Genomic DNA, 18,831 nt, shown 5'->3' on the forward strand with positions numbered 1-18,831 from the left:
GTTAGCGTTAAGCTTTTTTTAATTGTACTAAAAAATACAAAGGGATAGCACTAAATATCACGCTACCCGCAGCCAATATCACGCGCATCAACCACAAAGCATCGGTTGACTGTTCAATGCCATTGGCGGCATCAAAACCAATGCTATTCAAGGTTAACCCAGACACTAAAAACGCAAACACCGCAGACACCTGTAAAATAAAATGTTGCCGGCTAGCAATAAAAGCTTCTATTTTTTGTTGGGTTTTTGCTTTGTGCTCAATACAAATATCCGCTAGCAAAGCTGGAATAACGGCAGATACTGCCGTCCAAATCCATACGCCTAATAATGCATCAAGCACTAACCAGTTTTGATTACCTGGCGCATAAATAAACCATTTACTCGCGCCACCAACAATACTAATCACATAAATGGCGCGCAGGCAGGCTAATTTTCCAAAGCGTTTTACACAATGGATGACAATTGGGATCGAGATAAGCCCTAATATGGCATAGGCGCTCGACAATACGCCTTTCCAAAAAGCGCCTTGGCCGATATCGCCATTATCAACAAAATAGACCAGAATATAAAAATCAAAACTGATACAAAAACCAATCAAACCACACTGAATAAACAACAAAATCAATAAAATGATCAATCGCTTATGCAAGCTTGGCGACAATTGGGGGGTATTGATTTTTTGCGGTTCGGTTTGCTTGGCATGGCAAGGTTTTAATAACAGATCATCACTTAATATTGCGGCTACCGTAGCTAAACCACCAATTAAGCCAATTGACGTTAGCCACCCCACCCACTGCATGCCCATATGTATATCAGCAAATAAACTTAGCTGAGCCATAGGGAACAACCAAAAGTAAATAATAGAACCTAGCTTTTCAAAAATACTGGTAAAGCCCATTACATGGGTGGCGTTTTGCGCACTGTCGGCCAAGTTGTAAGCAATGCTACGTATGTAAATGGTTAAATAGGTGGCGCAAAGACTAAACACAACAGACACCACGAGTAGATAAATGAGTTTTGCATTTAACGACCAAGCCACCGGCACTGTCCATAACAAACCAAAGCTCAGGGCGGCTCCCCAACCAAAGGCTAATATACCCAGCCTATTACTGATACCCGCTTGCCCTAACCGCATTATGTTTAAACCTATGCGCGGACTAAGCAAAGCGGAAATAAGAATAGGCAGGGTTAATATTATGCCTAGATAAAAGGGATCGACGCCCAATATCATTTGATAATACGGGATCGCTAACGCGCCAATGCCATGGCCGACAAAAAACAGGGCAAAAAAACCACTGCCTATTGCTATTTTGTGCCGTAAATTAACCATGTTCGATCCCGCTCTTATCGCTACAGGTTACTTTTTGTATAAAGTGATTTGCTCTATCTCAATACCATGCCATTTATCACGTTGATTTTTGGCGTACTTATCAATAGAAAAACCAATTTGCAAACCTTGGCTATAACGCATATCACTCGCGGCTAGCTTATTTTTTTCCGGAGTCAGTTGGCGTTCAGCAGGCATAAACATAGGATAAGATTTAGTCAGCATAGAAGTCACCGGCTTTAAACTAGGCAATGGGATCAGTTTGTATTGCCATTGATTAGTGACTGAAAACTCTGTGCCAAACGCGATACCGTCTTTATCTAATACGCCAAAATGCACATGTTCTTGCGCACCATGCCCTTTGATTTTAACAAGCAAATGGTCATAACCTTTTAAATCACGCCCCGCTAAGCTATTGTCTTCTGCATATGCAAAACGCGCTAACCAATTGGCATTGTCAGCTTTTAACGCATCCATACCTAACTGCAGAACAACCGATTGACCCGACTCAGTAAATTTATGTGTCCATTTAGAATGGCCTTTTTTAGGATAAATTTTCACGTCCCAGTCTGAACTCGGATCAAGTAACGCAATCGGCGTACCGCTAGCTTGTAAGCGACTTTGCCAAAAATCTTGCTTGGCAACAAAATCCCATTGATTCGGGTTGCCTGTAGCATGGCCAGGAAAAGTGATTTGTTGATCAAACTGATTAATCACAATGCCATATTGCAAAATACCGGTACGCGTCCAATCTTTAGGTAGGGTAAAGCTAAACTGGTTGCCTGGCTTTTTATCCATTGCAAACACCGCAAACTTGGCATCTTCTTTATAGCGCACATACAAATCGGCAGATAAATCCGCTCCACTGGCGTCACCAGTTTGAAAAGTAAAAGTGACCTCATCAGTTAAGTTAAAAGCCCGTTGCGCTTGGTGCCAAACCGCTAACGGCTTGTCTTGCTTAACGTTGGCTGGCAATAAAAAGGTATTATCAATTTTAGCTATTTGCGCTTGAGAAACCGCTTGGCTCGACAATAAGTAAATACCTGGCTCAACTGCAAATTGACCACGCTCAACTTTTTGCGCAGCATTCAATTGTACTGATTGCCCTTGTGACGCTTGATTTAATGGCGTTAGCCAAAAGTCATTGCCTAAATCCACTAAATCTAAGGTAAATTGGCGCTTCGCGGCATAAAGGCGACGTACCTCTCGTTTTAAACTACCGGTGCGATAAGCATCGTCTCGTTTTAATACATCAGGGTAGACTTCAAGACGCCATTGGCCGCTAGCTAACTTATCTAAAAAGTAAGCACCTGTGCCTGCATATTGCACTATGGGTGAACTGCCGGTTCCCGCCACTTGAGTTAAACGCCGTGGCGATTTGGGTTTGGCACTCGTCGAGTTAGAATAAATAAACCTGTTGGTATGATTATAAATTGCCAAATCCTTATGGTAATTAATACTAAAGTTACCAAATTGATTATTGGCCGGATAACTATCTTGCTGATAATTCAAAGGTAATTCACGAAAGGCATAGCCAGCAATCATTAAACCTAAAGCTTTTTTCGGCGTATAAAGTAGGTTCATGTAGTGCGTATTATATTCGGCATTGCTGTGCGCCGTAATAGCCGGATCATAAGCAAACTGCGTCGCCCACTGAAAACCTGCACTACGAAAACTGCGCGCCATGGCCGGATACATAACCGAGCGGCTCGAGTCAGCTGCATCAAATTCGTAAATCATTTTGGCTTTGTCTTGGCAAGCGTCAATGTTAGCAAACGGGTTATGATAGTGAGCTACATTAGGCAAAACATTGGTATTGAGTCGTGTATTTTTAATTAAACCCGTTGGATACCATTGAAACGCAATACCATCTAATTTAGCGCTGCACACCGCCTTGGCAAAGTCTTGCCAGTCTCCTTGCTCAGAGATGTTGTAAAACAATGGCTGTTTAACCCCAATATCTTTTAAGGTATCAATTAGCGTATTTAAATAAGGTGTTGTCGCTTGCGCGTCTAAATGCTTGGGTTCATTAAATAATTCAAATGCCAAAATATTAGGATCATCCATTAACTTAACGCCCGTATAGCGGTTTTTATGCTGGACGAATTGGCGTAAATAATTTTGCGTTTCTGTAATGGCTTGCGCTTCGGCATTCATACCACTTTTGCTGTATTTGTTAGCATAGCCTTGTGTTGGCTGATCAGGCTCTGGGTAGCCATTGCCCCACCAAGCAATTGGGGTAATGATGGATTTAATGTTGTGCTGCGCTAAGCGCATCATTAAATAATCAAACAATTCCATGTGTTCATTATTAAGCAGGTTACCGTCTTGATCGCTGATCTCTCGATCCCACACATGGACTCGGTAGGAGTCCAAGCCCAAGCGAGCGATATGATCAACATCCATATCTATCGCTTGTTTGGCATCTACACCTAAACGTTTGGCAGCACGATAGCCAAAAGCAAATGGCGTGTTGTAATTAACTCCGAGCCTCGCCATGGCTTGGCCATTTGCTTCGTATATAACTCCTTGTTTTACTGTGGTTTGCGCCACCGCAATGGAATTGATACTGGCAACCAAAGCTAAAGTTGCCGCTGTGTGCTTAATTAAGGTTTTCATGATTTCTTCTCTAATATTTTAAAAAATTGCCATCCTTGGCAAATTGCAGACACAACTATTAGTACACGCCGTAGTTACAATACACTGATATCCAGCCATAACCGCTTGTCAGAAAATGGCGTATGCTCAGATAAATTTGGGTTATTAATTTTAAAAACTCGGCGCGCACCTAGATTAGCATTAGCCAATACTTGCTTGATCATAGGGTTAGCATAAAACTGTTTATCAAACGAGCCATCGCTTAGCGCTTGCTCTAACCCCTTAGTGATCACAGCGGCCAATTGCGGGTTATTGGCATGAACAAACAAATAAGCGGGTAACGGATAAACTAGCAATAAATCTTGCTCTACGGTTAAAGGCAGATCTTGATGAGCGTTTATTTCAGCCCAAGGCTCGTGTACCCCACGCGGAAAATAGTCAAAACGCGCGCCTTCCAGCATATAAAATAAGTTTGGGTATTTACTAGTAGTGATCACCGGAATATTGGCATGACTTAATATTTGGGTATCTGCCCAATAACGCCCTTGCCCCGCTTTTAACAGGCGTAAATCATCCAACGAGGTGACTGAGGAAAAAGTACCTTGTTCACCATCGCGGATAATAAAAACCCGATGACCCAACAAGCCTTTATATAAAGGAACGCGAATAGGAATAAATTTTTGTTCGTATTCTTGCGTAGTGCCAAGCCAAATGACATCTAAGTGCTGATTTTCTAACTCTTTAATGAGTTTGCTTTGCGAATAGGTATTTTGGGTAGGTACATACTGGTACTGATTGGCCTTATCGTAAGATAGCGCCAATTGCAGCACGGAAAGTTGGTAGGCTTCTTTGGGTGACTCGGCTTTATTATGGCGAATTTCAATATTGGCCGCCCATGCCACCGAGCCATAACTTAACCCCAATAAAGCAACCAATACGGCTAGCCGTTTAATAAACTTATTCATATGCCCCTCCCAGTGGGAATAGAAAGGGCTGGGGCTAGACCATGCCCTTTCCCCTTTCGATGTAAAGTGAAAAGTAAGAAAAGTGAAACACGGGTAACGGTTTCACCTTTGCCAAGGCTCAGCTTCCCTACTAATCCAAACTTAGCCCAACTAAAACGCTTGAGTTAACGGTTTAATATCAGTCGATGGGCAACTGGCCGTCACTGTCATACCGTTATAATTCGCGCCTAATTTCACTAACGCCGTCGCAATGCCTTTTTCTGTCACTATGGTTTGTGGATTGACAATGCTCGCATCACCTTTAAGGGCAAATTGCACGGCTACGTCATTGTCGTACACAGGGTTACCAGCACTGTCTTGTAATTGAGCGCGAACAAAAATGACATCATTAGCCACTGGTTTGGCACCCGATTCGTCAATTGACAAGGTAATTTGCGTCGCCTGACTTGGCGTAGCAACTTGATGTGTCGCAACTAACTCACCTTGTAAGTAAGCCTTTGCTTTCAATGTACCCTTTTTAAACTCTGGCACTTTAATATGAACTGGCGGGTGTTTTAACTCACTGGCAATGCCAGTAGCCTGTGGTGTTGCTTGACCCACTAATTTGTCATTTAAGTACAGCTCGACTTTGTCGGTATTAGTAAAAATACGCACTTGAGTATCTGAATCAACCGTCCAATCACTGGCAATATAAACCATAGGGCCTGATTGATATTTATCCGACACTAATTGTGGTGAGCGTTGACTCTGATAAAAGTAATAACTGTATTTAGGTAAACGATAAATACTCGCAACACCTGACGCTTCTAAATCATCAGCATATCCACGGTTGTAATCAAACATGACCCAATATCCATCGGAATATGCAGGGGTTTTTAAATTGTCATTGTGCGCTTCTTGTATATTGGTCGCTTGTTGCAGCAAGCGCTTTTCACCATAGGCCAGTAGTTGACGACTGGTACGCTCTTCTGATTTTAAATTAGCCCAAGCATCTTGGTTTAATCCAGCGTTTTGCGCATAGTATTCCCAATCACCGTATTCAGATACATTGTAAGGCTGCTTTGGCTCGTCATAATGTTCTAATCTATGCTGACGAGCTTGCAAATAAATATCATAACCTTTTTGCCAACCAGCCGAATAAGCACCTGGGTATTCAGATTCAATAATTTGATCTAAACGGCTTAAAAAGTCATCTGGCATCCAAGATTCATTTAACGAGCACTCCCACGCTAATACACTGGCATGATTGCGATCGCGACGGATTAAATCGTGACAAGTTTGGTAAATTTGTTGCTGAAACTCAGGAAATGGCGAGTAATACTGCCAACCTAAAATCGCATCAATCAGCACTAAACCTAACTCATCAGCTGCATCCATAAAGGCTTTAGAATGCGGATAATGCGATAAGCGCACGTAATCAAAACCCGCTGACTTTATTTTATAAGCATCGCGATAATCCGCCTGCGCAGAAGTCGCATAACCAACATGTGGGTATTCTTGATGACGATTAACCCCACGTAAAAAAGCAGGCTGGCCGTTGATCAGCAACTGATGTTGATCATCAAAAGTAAAAGACCGAATACCAATACGCGTGGTCACAGTATCAACTAGGCTCTCGTCAGCCAGCACTTTGGTGGTTAAATGGTACAAATGCGGATGATTAGGGTGCCATAGTTTAGGCTTGCTTACCTGTAACGCCTGTTCAAACTGGCGCGACTCGTTGGCTGATAATGTGTAAGTGTTAGTTTGTTCTGTAATCAAACGACCGTTAAACGAAAGCTGCTGTTTAATCGTAAATTGAGTTGCACTTGTGCCGGCATTAGCGATATGAGTTTTAGCTTTAACTTGCGCACTTTGGTCACTGACATCATGACTAGTGACAAAAATGCCACCAGAAGCCACTTCACCAACTGCCATTTCATCGGTAATGTGTAGCTTAGATTTAACAATAAGATTAACATCGCGGTAAATACCGCCATAGGTATTAAAGTCTAATAAATGCAGTGGCTTTGGACCTGTGATCCAATTGTCTTGATTATCTAAACGCACTAATAACTGCAGATTTTTTTGACCAGCATACTCTGAGATATCGAAGGTAAACGGTAAGTAACCACCTACATGCTGACCTAAATAGCTTTCACCTAGCCAAACATCCGCCACATTCATCGCGCCTTCAAAACGCAAATACAAGGTGTGGTTTTGGCTATAACGACTTAAATCCAATGATTTACGATAAAACGCAATACCTTGCCATTGATCATTAACTAATAAAGGCTCAACTTTAGGCGTATGCGGAATATTAACCGTTTGCCAATCAAGCGCTTGTGGCTCAGCCGCCGTTGATTTACCCGGTGTTTTTTGAAACTGCCAACCTTGGTTAAGTGAAACACGTTGCGGTAATTGATTAGCAATTGGCTCAACAACCGACGCCGTTTGTTGGCTACAAGCCAGCAAGAAGAAAAAGGAGAAACAAGAAACTAGAAGCGCGCGCATGGCCGACCTCCCAAAAATTAATACGCTAGAAAACAAAATACTTGTTGGCGCTGCCTAAACAGCGCCTAGTGGTGTGTTAGCAAGTAGTTACTTACATTGAGTAATTGAAGCCAATTAAGAAGCGACGTCCCCACTCTACGTTAAGCGCAGGTCTTTCTTTGTCGTTGTCCCAATAACTCACCGAAGCAGCATTGGTGAGGTTTTGCCCTTGTAAGGTCACTTTTAAGTTTTCTGTCACGTTGTAACCTAAAGTAGCATCAAGAGTTGTTTCCGCTGCGTTTAAGTTAACACGTTGTGGTTTCCAGCTATTAATCCCAGTATATTCGCTACGATAGTTAGCTGACACTCGCGCATCAATACCATGCTTGCTATACCAAAGCGTAAAGTTAGCATTGTGCTTAGACATACCGCCTAACGTATAAGGATTATTAGTCGGTTTAAATTCATATACTCCGCTATCAATATACGAGTAATTTGAAAACACACCCAAGCCATCAAACGGTGCCGGTAACGTTTCAAAACTATGCTGGAACATAAGTTCTAAACCTTTAATTTCACCACCTTGGCCATTTAACGAACCTGAATACGCATAGGTTTCGTCACCCACAACCACTTCACCATCGGTTAAACCGATATGGGTTTTCAGATCTTTATAAAATAGGTTGATAGTCGCGGCTGATTTTTCACCCCAGTAATACTCGTAGCCTAAATCGACTTGATCGGCGATATATGGGTTTAAGCGAGGGTTACCACCACCTGCACTTGGCGGGGTTGTGGTTGGATCAAGCGAGAAGCCTGTGCGCATTTCTAACAATGGCGGACGCGACAAGGTGCGTGCAATACCTAAACGAACTTGCGAATCCTCAGTCAGATTAAACAACATATTTAATGATGGCAGAATTTCACTGTAATCATGTTCAATTTGCGCTGGCGCTGTCACTAATGGCACTTCGTACCATTCACCATTTTCATCTTGTGTCCAAAAACCACCTTCTTGTTGATGGCCTGTCGACACCACTTCAGTTTGGGCATAGCGCACACCAATATTACCTGTATACGGAATATCGCCTAATTCACCCGCCATATCTAACTGAACATACAATGCGGTATTGGTTTCGTCTAACTGCCACGAGGCTAAAATGTTTTTGTCGCTACGGCTAGCATCTGGATTACTTGAACCACCAAAAGCTTGATTGGCAACTTGATCCCAATCTTTGAAGGTATAGATCCCTGGGGTCACATAATCGCCACCTATGTCGTACGACATACCGATATCGGCAAAATTGCCACTGGCTTGTCTAAACCACGTATTCACTTCGTCATTTTCTTTAGTGCGATCCGTATAACGGCCACCAACTAATAATTTAGTTAGCACACCCCAATCAAGATCACGTGAAAAGTCTAAATTAATATTAAACATTTCGTCAGTGAGAATGCGATCTTCATTACCTGACATTTGCGCGTAAACATCGCCTTCGACTTGATACCAGTTGCCATTCTCGTCTTCTCGCCATTCGTCAGTTAGCTGTACATCGTGCAGTGCCCAATTATCAGGGTTCACTACATCACCCGATACCAACACCACTTGTGCGGCATCGGTATTATGGGTGTTAATCCCTAATTCATAATCAGATTGCGTCCATACAGGGGTAATATTAACCCAAACAGATTCAATACTGGCTTCTGAGTAACCCATGTCTAATTTAGTGGTCCATACATCGCCAGTGTACTCAAGGTTTACCCCACCGCTTAGCATTTCGTTGGTTTGAAACCACGTCGGGATAGCCGCATGAACACCATGATTAGCTTTGCTGGCTGTCACTAATTGCTCAGAGCCATCTGCTTTATCAATAAACACAGGCTCGGTTGTTGCGCCTTCAAAACGCCATTTATCTTCGTCATTGTAGTTACCAAAACCACCCGCGCCAAATTGATCATCACGCTCTTTAATATCAAATTGCGAATAAAAAAGATCGGTTTGAATACGTAAACTATCACTCGGTTTAAAATCTAAAATGAGTAAACCACCCGTGCGCTCATTATTGCCGCGCTTGCTTAATGCAACAGCACCCCAAGGGTTTGATTCTAGCTTACCGTTGCCGTTAATATCACCGCGATTCGCATCTGCGACATAATCCCAAGATTCTACGCCGCGGCCTAAAGAAGGCTGGTCTTGATAGGTTAGGCCAAAAGCATAGCCGAATGAATCAGACAACTTGTCGACAATGCTAAAATTAGCGCGGCTGCCTTGACCGTCGGTATCAGGTAAATCTTTTTCCAGCTCGTTATATATCAAGCTGGCGCCTAAATTGATTTTGCGCTGGTCCACGTCAAGTGGCTTAACAAAATTCATGTTCACTAAGCCAGAGATGCCACCTTCAACTTTACTAGCGACAGGGCTTTTATAAACTTCAACTGAGTTAATCAATTCAGCCGGAAATTGCTCATAACGCACATCACGGCTAGGCTCTGCAGAAACGATTTCACGATTATTCATGGTCGCTACATTTAAACGTGGACCCATACCTCGGATTGAAATTCGACTGGCATTACCGCGATCGCGCGATGCCGCAATACCGGGTAAACGAACCAAAGAATCGGTAATACTCACGTCGGGTAAAACGCCAATATCATCAGACGAGATCACTTCAACGACCGAGTTAGAAAAACGCTTTTCGCGTAATGCTTTGCCTAGGCTGGCACCAAAACCGCGAACTTCAATGGTTTCGATACTGTCTTCTTGAGTGGTTTGTTCTTCTGCAATGGCTGCATTCAAAATAAGTGCTTGGCTAATTGCAAGTGCGATTGTGCTGTATTTAATGTTGTTTTTCATATTGCTCCCCTTCGAGCGAATACCTTGAGTTTAGTGCGTATTGGAAGAGTCGCCATATAAAACCAAAAAATAACAAACAGGTAACATGATTAACTCATCTGGTTAATATTATTACCAAACAAAACCAATAAATCCAGATAAAAAGGGTAATTTATTTACCCTTAAAGGTAAAACACTGTTACATAAGACAATTTAGTTGGTTAAATTTATTAATTTGCCCGCTTTTTAAACAAAAACACGCCGTATTGAGAGAGGTTATGCACTAAATCCCTGTAGGTTGAAATTAATTGCAACAATAGCGGCGTAGCGGCTACGGACTAGGCTTCAACGAATAAGATAAATTTGAATAAGAGAGGGAAACGATAAATGCAGGAAAACAAAAGTGCGGCGTAAGTAACCACCGCACAGTAGTTATTGATATTAGAGCAGGCTAGAAACTATCGCAGCTTGCCCATTTTAATGAGATCGTCTGATAACCAGAGGCAATGGTAAATTGCCGATCAACATCCCAAACTAATGCGCACTCGGCTGGTACTGTTTCCCTACTCTGCCAATCTTCACTATTTAAAAAGTAAAACGCGCCTTGGCTACCTGCATCAATCGAGGTTGTGAAGCGATAAATACCGGTAGCTTCAACCGCCATCTGATTGAGCTGCCATTGTGCATTACCGCCAAGTTCACCAGTAATATAAGCGCCAGTATGAGGTACGCCAGTTAAATCTAATCTAAAGGTAACGTTACCTTGCGGATTAGCAACGTGCTGGCAACTTTGCCACACATGGCCTAAATGCTGATTGCTCCCTGTAATTTGGTATTGCCTGTCGCTTCCCCATTGTAATGCACACTCGCTCGGTACGGTTTCGCGGCTGGACCAATCATTGTCTTGTAAAAAGTAATAGGCTCCTACTTCATCCTGCGGAATTTGCGTCGTGTAAGAAAAAATCCCATTACCTTGATTTTGCATTTCAATGATCTGCCAACCCGCATCACCGCTAAAACTACCGGTAATATAAGCGCTGGTCGCCGCGGTCGCACTCATATCAAGCCAAAACGTTGTGGTTTGTGACGAAGTATTATTCGCTGGCGGTAAAGTTTGATTACCATAATTTTGCTCTAAGAATTTAACTCCGCCGTTTTCGATCAAATTATTGTTAAAATCGAAGAATGTGGCGTTATCCCAATGAGAGCCGGTTCCCCACTGAGTTTGACAACCAGTAGAAACCCAAGCTGGCTCCCAATACACGGTTCCATAACCTCCTCGCGAATATACTTCACTGGCCAAATCAACCAAAAAAGAGCGCTGGGCATCAATCGAAGGTTGACCATATGCACTCGGCAAAACCGTCATCATGTTGGCTGCACTATCGTTATTTGCCGATGTCCAAGGCGAACCCACTTCAACTATCATCACCTCTTTAGCAAACTTGTCTTTTAGTGAAGTGATAATGTTACCTATGTCATTGACTGAGCCTGGGTGCCACTCAGGATAAAACGACAAACCAATAATGTCGTAATCTTGAATACCAGCATCGCGAATACTGCTATACCACCAGTCGCCATTGTTGGGATCAGCCACATGTAAAATGGTTTTAGGCTTAATGGATGAAGACGTTGCCGCGTCCTGCACCGCTTGTAAACCAGCATTGAGCAAAGTCGCTTGCCGTGCAAAATCCACAGGATATAAATCGGCACCTTCAGCGCTTAGTATGTTGCCATTGGTTTCGTTACCCACTTGCACCAATTCTGGCATTAAACCTAATTGGTTTAAGTCGTTCAAGGTTTGATAAGTATAATTGTATACTTCTGTCGCCAATGCACTGGTATTTCCTAACAAATGAGCCCAAGCATGCGGGATAGCTTGATCGGCCGGATCGGTCCAATTGTCAGAATAGTGAAAATCTAACATCACCCGCATGCCCGCGTTTTTCGCGCGTTGTATAGATTTTACGACATCCGCATAGCCAGAATATTGACTAGGCAAAGTATGACGCGCCGTTGGGTCGTGCCATAGTCTTACCCTAACAATATTCGCCCCATGATCGGCAAAAATTTGAAATGGATCTTTTGCAATGCCATTTTCATAATACGTCGCCCCGCAGTCCTCCATTTCATTAATATAGGACAAGTCGACGCCTTTATAATAGGCATAAGACTTTGTTGCACCCGAGCAAGCCAACAAGCTGGCCAGCACTATCGGAATCAAGCCAATCGAATATTTGGTCATGTTACCCTCTTTGAGTTTGTGTGGTTATTACCTTGCTGTGTTTGCCGATATTAATGTAAATACCGAGCCTGATTGCTTGTTTAAACAATGCTAATGACAACATAAGGTTAAAAAAGGGTAACAACAGGGTAATATATTTACAACACAACAAAGAGAATTACCCTATAAACCTGAGTTAAGCCATTGATATTTGCGATATTATTTTTAGTTACAACTGATTGGGAAAATATAAACGTCGAATTCGTTAACCACTTTTTAACAAGATGAGTAAATTAGGCAAAGGAAACAACAACAAAGACCGATACAGCTGTGTATTGAGGCGAAAAATGATGCTCGTAATGCGTGTTTATGTAAAAAGGACAAATTGACCAAAAATAGATGGGGAAATTGTAATTATTCTGCGTAGTATAGTCAAAGCGATCAGGTTTTAGGGGAAGCCGTCAAGCTTCGAATCCCCATGAGCATATGCTCTATTATGTGATTGGGGTGAGTAAGCGCTGACAATGAACCATAAAGCCTGAGCGAGAAGACTATAGATTTACAAACCATAGTTTTGCTATTTACCCTCGCCATTGCCGTGCCTACAGGATGTAGGTACTTAGGTTTCGTCTGGAACAAGAAACCTGCGAATGCGGTAATCTAGCTGGCGCTAAATACCTACGTCCATGCTGGCAAATTCAAGCCACAAAAAATTAACCCCGTGTAGGTCGAAATTTATTTCGACAATAGCAGCAGAGCTGCTTCAGGCTTGGTTTCCAGCTGCCACATTGCCTAATATCTACAGCCATTGTCGAGGCACCAAAAGTAGGCGCTTTAAACGAGCCTCGACCTAAAAGTGAGATTTCAACTAATCAAAATTAAATTGAAAAAATACTAGAGTTGTAAGCTAAGCAATAAAAATTACAGCTCCACTTTGGTTAAATCGAGCCATAGCTCTTTACGATGTAAAGGGGTTTCTTTTGGTAAAAATGGATTATCAATGTGAATAGCTCGGCGAGCTTTCAAATTGGCTTGGCTTAACGTACTTCTAATTTCAGGTGAGCCATAAAAGTACTCATCAAACTGACCGTTTTTTAAAATAGTTTCAAATCCTAGCTCAATATCTTCTGCAAGTTCAGGAAATTGTTTAGAAACAAAAAAGTATGTCGGCAACGGATAAACAATCACAAGATTCTGTTCAACAGTAAGAGGAAGATCGGAATACGAACCTAACTCAGTTAAGGCTTCGCTAGCCCCTCTAGGGAAAGCATCAAAGCGCTGCCCTTCCAGCATATAGTATAGGTTTTTCTTTTTATTCGAAGTCACCACATTTAAACCAGCAGACTGCAATATCTTAGTATCTTGCCAACGTCGACCTTGACCAAACTTAATGGTTTTAAGATCTTCCGCACTCTTGATCTGATCGAACTTGGCTTGTTGTCCTTCACGTATAAACAGCAGTCTATGACTCATTAAGCCTCGGTAAGTATCGATACGAATAGGAATAAACTCTTGTTCTAATTTTTCAGATGTACCACCCCAAGTTAATGAAATAGCGCCTGTTTTCATCGAAGCTAATACTTTGGATTTAGATAACTTAGTCGCAGTTGATTGTAGCTGGTATTTAGTTTGCGCATGTGACAAGGTTAACTCTAAAAGCCCTCGCATATAATTGCTTTGCGAAGCGGATTTTTTATTTAATACCACAACCCCCTCTGCCGCTAGCCCTACAGAAACCTGAAAGTAAACAGCTACAACAATAACAACGAAAATTAACTTTGCGATTTTCAACATACCAAACCTCTCAATCGAACCAATGCCACCGGTAGCAATTATAGATCAAATAGTAAGAAAAAAGTAACATAAATGTAAAAATAAATAGATTTATTAAACAAGAATGGATTTAAAAATAGACAAGTTATTGATTTTAAAACCATTAATTTTTTAAAAAAAGAGACTTAACCCAGACTAAATTATACGCAAAATAAGCTTTACTCTAAACTCACTTGCACACAAATGCTACCGGTGGCATTATTGTAAAAAGTAATGTTCATAAATATGTAACAAGTATAGATAAATAAAAAACGACAAGAACTAAATTAACGAGAGCGAAAATGAAAATAGCATTAATGAATGAATTCAGCCAAGCCGCTAAAAACCCAGTTGTATTAGAACAGTTACAAGCGGTGGCCGATGAACATAAACATAGTGTATTTAATGTCGGTATGAATAGCGATAACGATCATAGACTCACTTATATCCACTTAGGCATTATGGCCAGCTTACTACTGAACTCAAAAGCCGTTGACTTTGTAGTAACCGGATGTGGCACAGGACAAGGCGCACTGATGTCATTAAATGCTTATCCTGGTGTCACTTGCGGTTATTGTATTGAACCTTCAGACGCTTTCCTGTTTGCGCAAATCAACAATGGTAATGCGTTATCTTTACCTTTTGCCAAAGGTTTTGGTTGGGGTGCGGAATTGAATATGAGATATATATTTGAAAAAGCGTTTACCGGCGTAAAAGGCCAAGGGTATCCACCAGAGCGCAAAGACTCTCAAGTCGCCAATGCTGGAATTTTAAATCAAATAAAAAGTGCTGTATCTAAAGACTACATGAATGCCTTGGCATGTATTGATAAAGAATTACTGCAAACGGCTGTAGCAGGTAAGCGTTTTCAGCAATGCTTATTTGAACATGGTCAAGATCAAGAAATTGCCAGTTTAGTAAACGATTTAATCGCTTAACCAGCGGAGCTCTTTTCTATATTGAAAAGAGCGCGGTCTTGTTATGTAACTAGCCTGGTACCTTAACTCAAAAGTTTTGAACGGTTGAATTTATAACCATTTGCTAAATTATAGAGTCGATTTTACATCAAAAAACCCTGTGTTAGCTGAAGTAAATTCGGCCCAACAACATATCAGAACTTTTGTGTCGGAGTACTAATACCTTTTCTATTTAATTTTGATTAGTTGAAACAAGGCTAGCTATGTTTTGTAGGTTCGACGCTCGCTTCAAGCACCTACTTTTGGAGCCTCGACAATAGCTGCATATATTAAGCAATGTGGCAGCTGGAAACCAAACCTGTAGCAGCTCAGCAGCTATTGTCGAAATAAATTTCGACCTACAAGGGATTCAACTGATCATTTCTTTTTTGAAAAAAGTATCAGTTTATCAACCCATTAAGTCTAACGATAAACATTAGAATTTAATCAATTTGAATATTATGAATTTATCAGTGTTTGCAAAAATTCAAAAGAGCCCTACCCTCGCCCATGAATTAACTGAGCAGTTAAGACAAAGTATCAAAATAGGCGAATTTAAATGCGGTGACAAACTGCCAGCCATTCAAGAAATTGAAAAGCAAACTGGTGTGAGTCGTACCGTCGTGCGAGAAGCTGTTGCCCAACTTCATGCAGAAGGTTTAGTCACAAGTAAACAAGGCAGGGGCATTTTTGTCATTGAAAATAACACTGCAGCTAAATTAGAAATAGGTCAATTTGAGTTTTTTAATAAATCTAATGTTATTTCCATATTAGAACTACGCAAAACAGTAGAGATTGAAAGTTGCGCTTTGGCAGCAATCCATCACTCAGCAGCTCAATTAAACAACATTAAAGAGGCATTAAAACGCTTAGAAGATAAGTTAGCAACACAAGGCAACACTACATACGAAGACATCAATTTACATAATGCAATAGCAGCAGCAACTGGTAATCAATTCATTCAACGCTTTGTTGAGTTTGCAGGCACTTGCCACTTAAATGCAGAAAAAGCATTGTTTAACCACAATGACGACACCCCGTTAGAAAACACCTTGATTAAAATGATTAATCAAGAGCACAGACAAATAGTAAATGCGATCCAGAAACAAGATCCTGATCTTGCTAAAGAATCTATGCGTCAACATTTAGAAAACAGTATTAATCGCTTGTAGGCAAATATTATAGTTTTACTTTAACTAAGTGATTTAATTTGAAAAAATTGAAAAAATTGAAAGAAATGACAATCTAAAGCCAAAGCTAATGCCCTGCATTATTAACAAAAAAGAAAAGGGCATTCTAATTAATTACATCTAATAGACTTTATTCCCAAAAAGGCTCTCCCCTTCTCTAGCCATTAGTTAAATTGCAGGGTCGATTTTACATCGAAAAACCTTGTATTAGCCGAAATAAATTTGGCCCTACAATGCAACAGGTTTTTAATCTCGCACGCTTTTCTACTTAGATTGCAAATAAAAACGAGAGCAACATGTCATAACTTTTGTGTCAGAGTATTAGTACTGTTTCAATAAAGAAATGATCAGTTGAATCCCTTGTAGGTTGGCCTTTGCCTAAATGGATTTTGGTACTTGGGATTTGTCTGGAACAAAAATCCCGCAGGCCAATATTTAAACCGTTGTAACTCGCGTACCCATCAGCCTAAAGACCGACCCAATGTCGTTAACTTAAGCCAACGTAGAAACTAATCAAAATTAAATTGAAACAGCACTAACTCATCCATTTTTCATTCTGACTCGATTGACAACCACTTAGTAACTCAAACAGCAAGCCGCTAACCAACAACAAGTCGCAACATAAAAAGGCTGTTGGCAAGACATGGCTTCAGAGCAGCTAATATTGGTAGTCTTGCCCATTTGGACAGTAAGGTTTGCAGGCTCTACAGGCATAAATGCTCATCTACAAAATTTGTACATACCATAGTGTTATTAATTCACCTCTCCCTTGTCTCTATCAAAGGTAAATTAGCGCTAGATATCGAAAAAATAAATTTACGATTTCACTGTGAAATCACACAGACATACCAACACAAACTAAAGTACATCAACGATTTCACTGTGAAATCACACTGATATACCAACAAAAACTAATGTACTTCGACGATTTCACTGTGAAATCACACTGATATACCAACAAAAACTAATGTACTTCGACGATATCACTGTGAAATCACACTGATATTCCAACAAAAACTAATGTACATCGACGATTTCACTGTGAAATCACACTGACAGGCCAACACAAGCTAAAGTACATCAACGATTTCACTGTGAAATTAAATCTGCATATAGCTAATGCTACAAGAAAAACTAAAAAAGATAACATTCCTTAATAACTTCCTCTTGAACATATTGCCTTCAACTAACCAACATGACAAAATAACGTCATAGTTACGCTTTTTTATCACAATTACGGAATTAAGGCTTCATGACGAATAACTTAGCACAGTCCAAAAGGGTATCCAGTAGAGCACATAAGATGCTTGAAGATCTCACACAAATCATATCTCAACAAAAAGATGAAGTCGGGATTGGCCAATATACTAAGCGCTATTCCAAAACTAACTTGCATTCAATGCCTAGTTTGTCTAAAGCGATTGTTGAAAAAACCGTTAGCGACATGGAAAAAGAGGGTTATGTATTTGAAAGAAAAGGCGATTCAAATTTTTACTCAATAACATCTGATGACGTTATAAAAATTTATGAAAAAAGAGGCGAAAAAAAATACCGCGACAAATACCAAGACCCTTACGTTATTATGATAAGTAACCTAAAAGGTGGGGTTAGTAAAACCGTTTCCACGGTAACGCTTGCGCATGCATTACGCACTCATGACCATTTACTTAAAGAAGATTTAAGAATTTTAGTCATTGATTTAGATCCTCAATCGTCTGCCACTATGTTTTTACGTTCAGACAACGCAATTGGCTCAGTCGATAACACGGCAACACAAGCCATGCTGCAGAATATTGATGAAGAAGAGTTGATTAATGACTATATCATTTCTTCTAATATTAAAAATGTTGACCTTTTACCTTCTAGTATTGATGACGCATTTATTGCTTCTGATTGGGGCATGATTTGTGAAGAGCACTTGCCAAATACTCACCCTTCAAAAGTATTATCAGAAAACCTTATCAGTAAATTAAAAGGGCACTATGATTTTATTTTTGTCGATAGTGGCCCGCATTTAGACGCACTACTTGAAAACAGTATAGTGGCAGCGGATTTACTTATGACCCCCATCCCTCCAGCAACCGTTGATTTACATAGTACGTTAAAGTACTTAAATCGCTTACCCGATTTAGCCCAATCTTTAGCCGAACGTGGTTCTAGTGTTAAGTTTTCAAGAAATGTTGGGTTTATGACAAAAATCCAATCAAAAACCGATCATGAACAAAGTAAATCGATTGCTAAAGAAATCTTTGGCAGTGAGTTATTAGATGCAGATTTACCAAGAATTGATGCATTTGAACGATGTGGTGAGTCGTTTGATACTGTTATTTCTGCTACAGGCATGGTTTATCAGGGCAGTGAAAAAACATTACAAAAAGCCAAAGAAAGTGCTTACCGATTTGCACTTTCCGTATTTAATAAAATACAAAACATTCGAGACGGAGTGTATTAAAA

Annotated in this window: 10 protein-coding genes; 3 read left to right on the forward strand and 7 right to left on the reverse strand. The window is 40.7% G+C overall.

The features are described 5' to 3' along the window. Positions 1-7: 7 nt before the first annotated feature. The 7 genes from C2869_RS21925 to C2869_RS21955 form a co-directional block, all read right to left on the reverse strand. Positions 8-1,330, reverse strand: a complete 1,323-nt coding sequence (locus C2869_RS21925; protein WP_108605201.1) for an MFS transporter — start codon at positions 1,328-1,330, stop codon at positions 8-10. Between the two features lie 27 nt (positions 1,331-1,357). Continuing rightward, a complete protein-coding gene (locus tag C2869_RS21930) occupies positions 1,358-3,946 on the reverse strand; it encodes a glycoside hydrolase 5 family protein (protein WP_108605202.1) in 2,589 nt (862 codons plus the stop codon). 74 nt (positions 3,947-4,020) lie between these two features. Next, positions 4,021-4,890, reverse strand: coding sequence for a transporter substrate-binding domain-containing protein (locus C2869_RS21935; protein ID WP_228710861.1), 870 nt, complete (start codon positions 4,888-4,890; stop codon positions 4,021-4,023). A 150-nt stretch (positions 4,891-5,040) separates the two neighbouring features. Then, positions 5,041-7,383 (reverse strand): glycoside hydrolase family 2 TIM barrel-domain containing protein, encoded by a 2,343-nt coding sequence (locus C2869_RS21940; RefSeq protein ID WP_108605203.1) that lies wholly within the window; start codon positions 7,381-7,383, stop codon positions 5,041-5,043. A 91-nt stretch (positions 7,384-7,474) separates the two neighbouring features. After that, on the reverse strand, positions 7,475-10,216 hold the full coding sequence (locus tag C2869_RS21945) for a TonB-dependent receptor (protein ID WP_108605204.1): 2,742 nt from the start codon (positions 10,214-10,216) through the stop codon (positions 7,475-7,477). 430 nt (positions 10,217-10,646) lie between these two features. After that, positions 10,647-12,440: a glycosyl hydrolase 53 family protein gene (locus tag C2869_RS21950; RefSeq protein WP_108605205.1), complete on the reverse strand. Its 1,794-nt coding sequence runs from the start codon at positions 12,438-12,440 to the stop codon at positions 10,647-10,649. Between the two features lie 900 nt (positions 12,441-13,340). Beyond that, a complete protein-coding gene (locus tag C2869_RS21955; protein WP_108605206.1) occupies positions 13,341-14,213 on the reverse strand; it encodes a diguanylate cyclase in 873 nt (290 codons plus the stop codon). 320 nt (positions 14,214-14,533) lie between these two features. Between C2869_RS21955 and C2869_RS21960 the strand changes: the two genes are divergently transcribed. From C2869_RS21960 to C2869_RS21970, 3 genes are all read left to right on the forward strand, one after another. Continuing rightward, positions 14,534-15,169 carry an RpiB/LacA/LacB family sugar-phosphate isomerase gene (locus C2869_RS21960; protein WP_108605207.1) on the forward strand — a complete coding sequence of 212 codons (636 nt, stop codon included), beginning with the start codon at positions 14,534-14,536 and terminating at the stop codon, positions 15,167-15,169. Between the two features lie 479 nt (positions 15,170-15,648). Further along, complete coding sequence (locus C2869_RS21965) at positions 15,649-16,359, forward strand: FadR/GntR family transcriptional regulator (RefSeq protein ID WP_108605208.1); 711 nt, start codon at positions 15,649-15,651, stop codon at positions 16,357-16,359. Between the two features lie 1,270 nt (positions 16,360-17,629). Next, positions 17,630-18,829, forward strand: a complete 1,200-nt coding sequence (locus C2869_RS21970) for an AAA family ATPase (protein ID WP_108605209.1) — start codon at positions 17,630-17,632, stop codon at positions 18,827-18,829. The last annotated feature ends 2 nt before the right edge of the window (positions 18,830-18,831 follow it).

Origin of the sequence: Saccharobesus litoralis (assembly GCF_003063625.1) — a bacterium.
Lineage (GTDB): Bacteria > Pseudomonadota > Gammaproteobacteria > Enterobacterales > Alteromonadaceae > Saccharobesus > Saccharobesus litoralis.

Excerpts from the sequence above, each read along its gene's own strand:
- C2869_RS21925 (WP_108605201.1), bottom strand. The coding sequence starts at position 1,330 with ATGGTTAATTTACGGCACAAAATAGCAATAGGCAGTGGTTTTTTTGCC.
- C2869_RS21930 (WP_108605202.1), bottom strand. The coding sequence starts at position 3,946 with ATGAAAACCTTAATTAAGCACACAGCGGCAACTTTAGCTTTGGTTGCC.
- C2869_RS21935 (WP_228710861.1), bottom strand. The coding sequence starts at position 4,890 with ATGAATAAGTTTATTAAACGGCTAGCCGTATTGGTTGCTTTATTGGGG.
- C2869_RS21940 (WP_108605203.1), bottom strand. The coding sequence starts at position 7,383 with ATGCGCGCGCTTCTAGTTTCTTGTTTCTCCTTTTTCTTCTTGCTGGCT.
- C2869_RS21945 (WP_108605204.1), bottom strand. The coding sequence starts at position 10,216 with ATGAAAAACAACATTAAATACAGCACAATCGCACTTGCAATTAGCCAA.
- C2869_RS21950 (WP_108605205.1), bottom strand. The coding sequence starts at position 12,440 with ATGACCAAATATTCGATTGGCTTGATTCCGATAGTGCTGGCCAGCTTG.
- C2869_RS21955 (WP_108605206.1), bottom strand. The coding sequence starts at position 14,213 with ATGTTGAAAATCGCAAAGTTAATTTTCGTTGTTATTGTTGTAGCTGTT.
- C2869_RS21960 (WP_108605207.1), top strand. The coding sequence starts at position 14,534 with ATGAAAATAGCATTAATGAATGAATTCAGCCAAGCCGCTAAAAACCCA.
- C2869_RS21965 (WP_108605208.1), top strand. The coding sequence starts at position 15,649 with ATGAATTTATCAGTGTTTGCAAAAATTCAAAAGAGCCCTACCCTCGCC.
- C2869_RS21970 (WP_108605209.1), top strand. The coding sequence starts at position 17,630 with ATGACGAATAACTTAGCACAGTCCAAAAGGGTATCCAGTAGAGCACAT.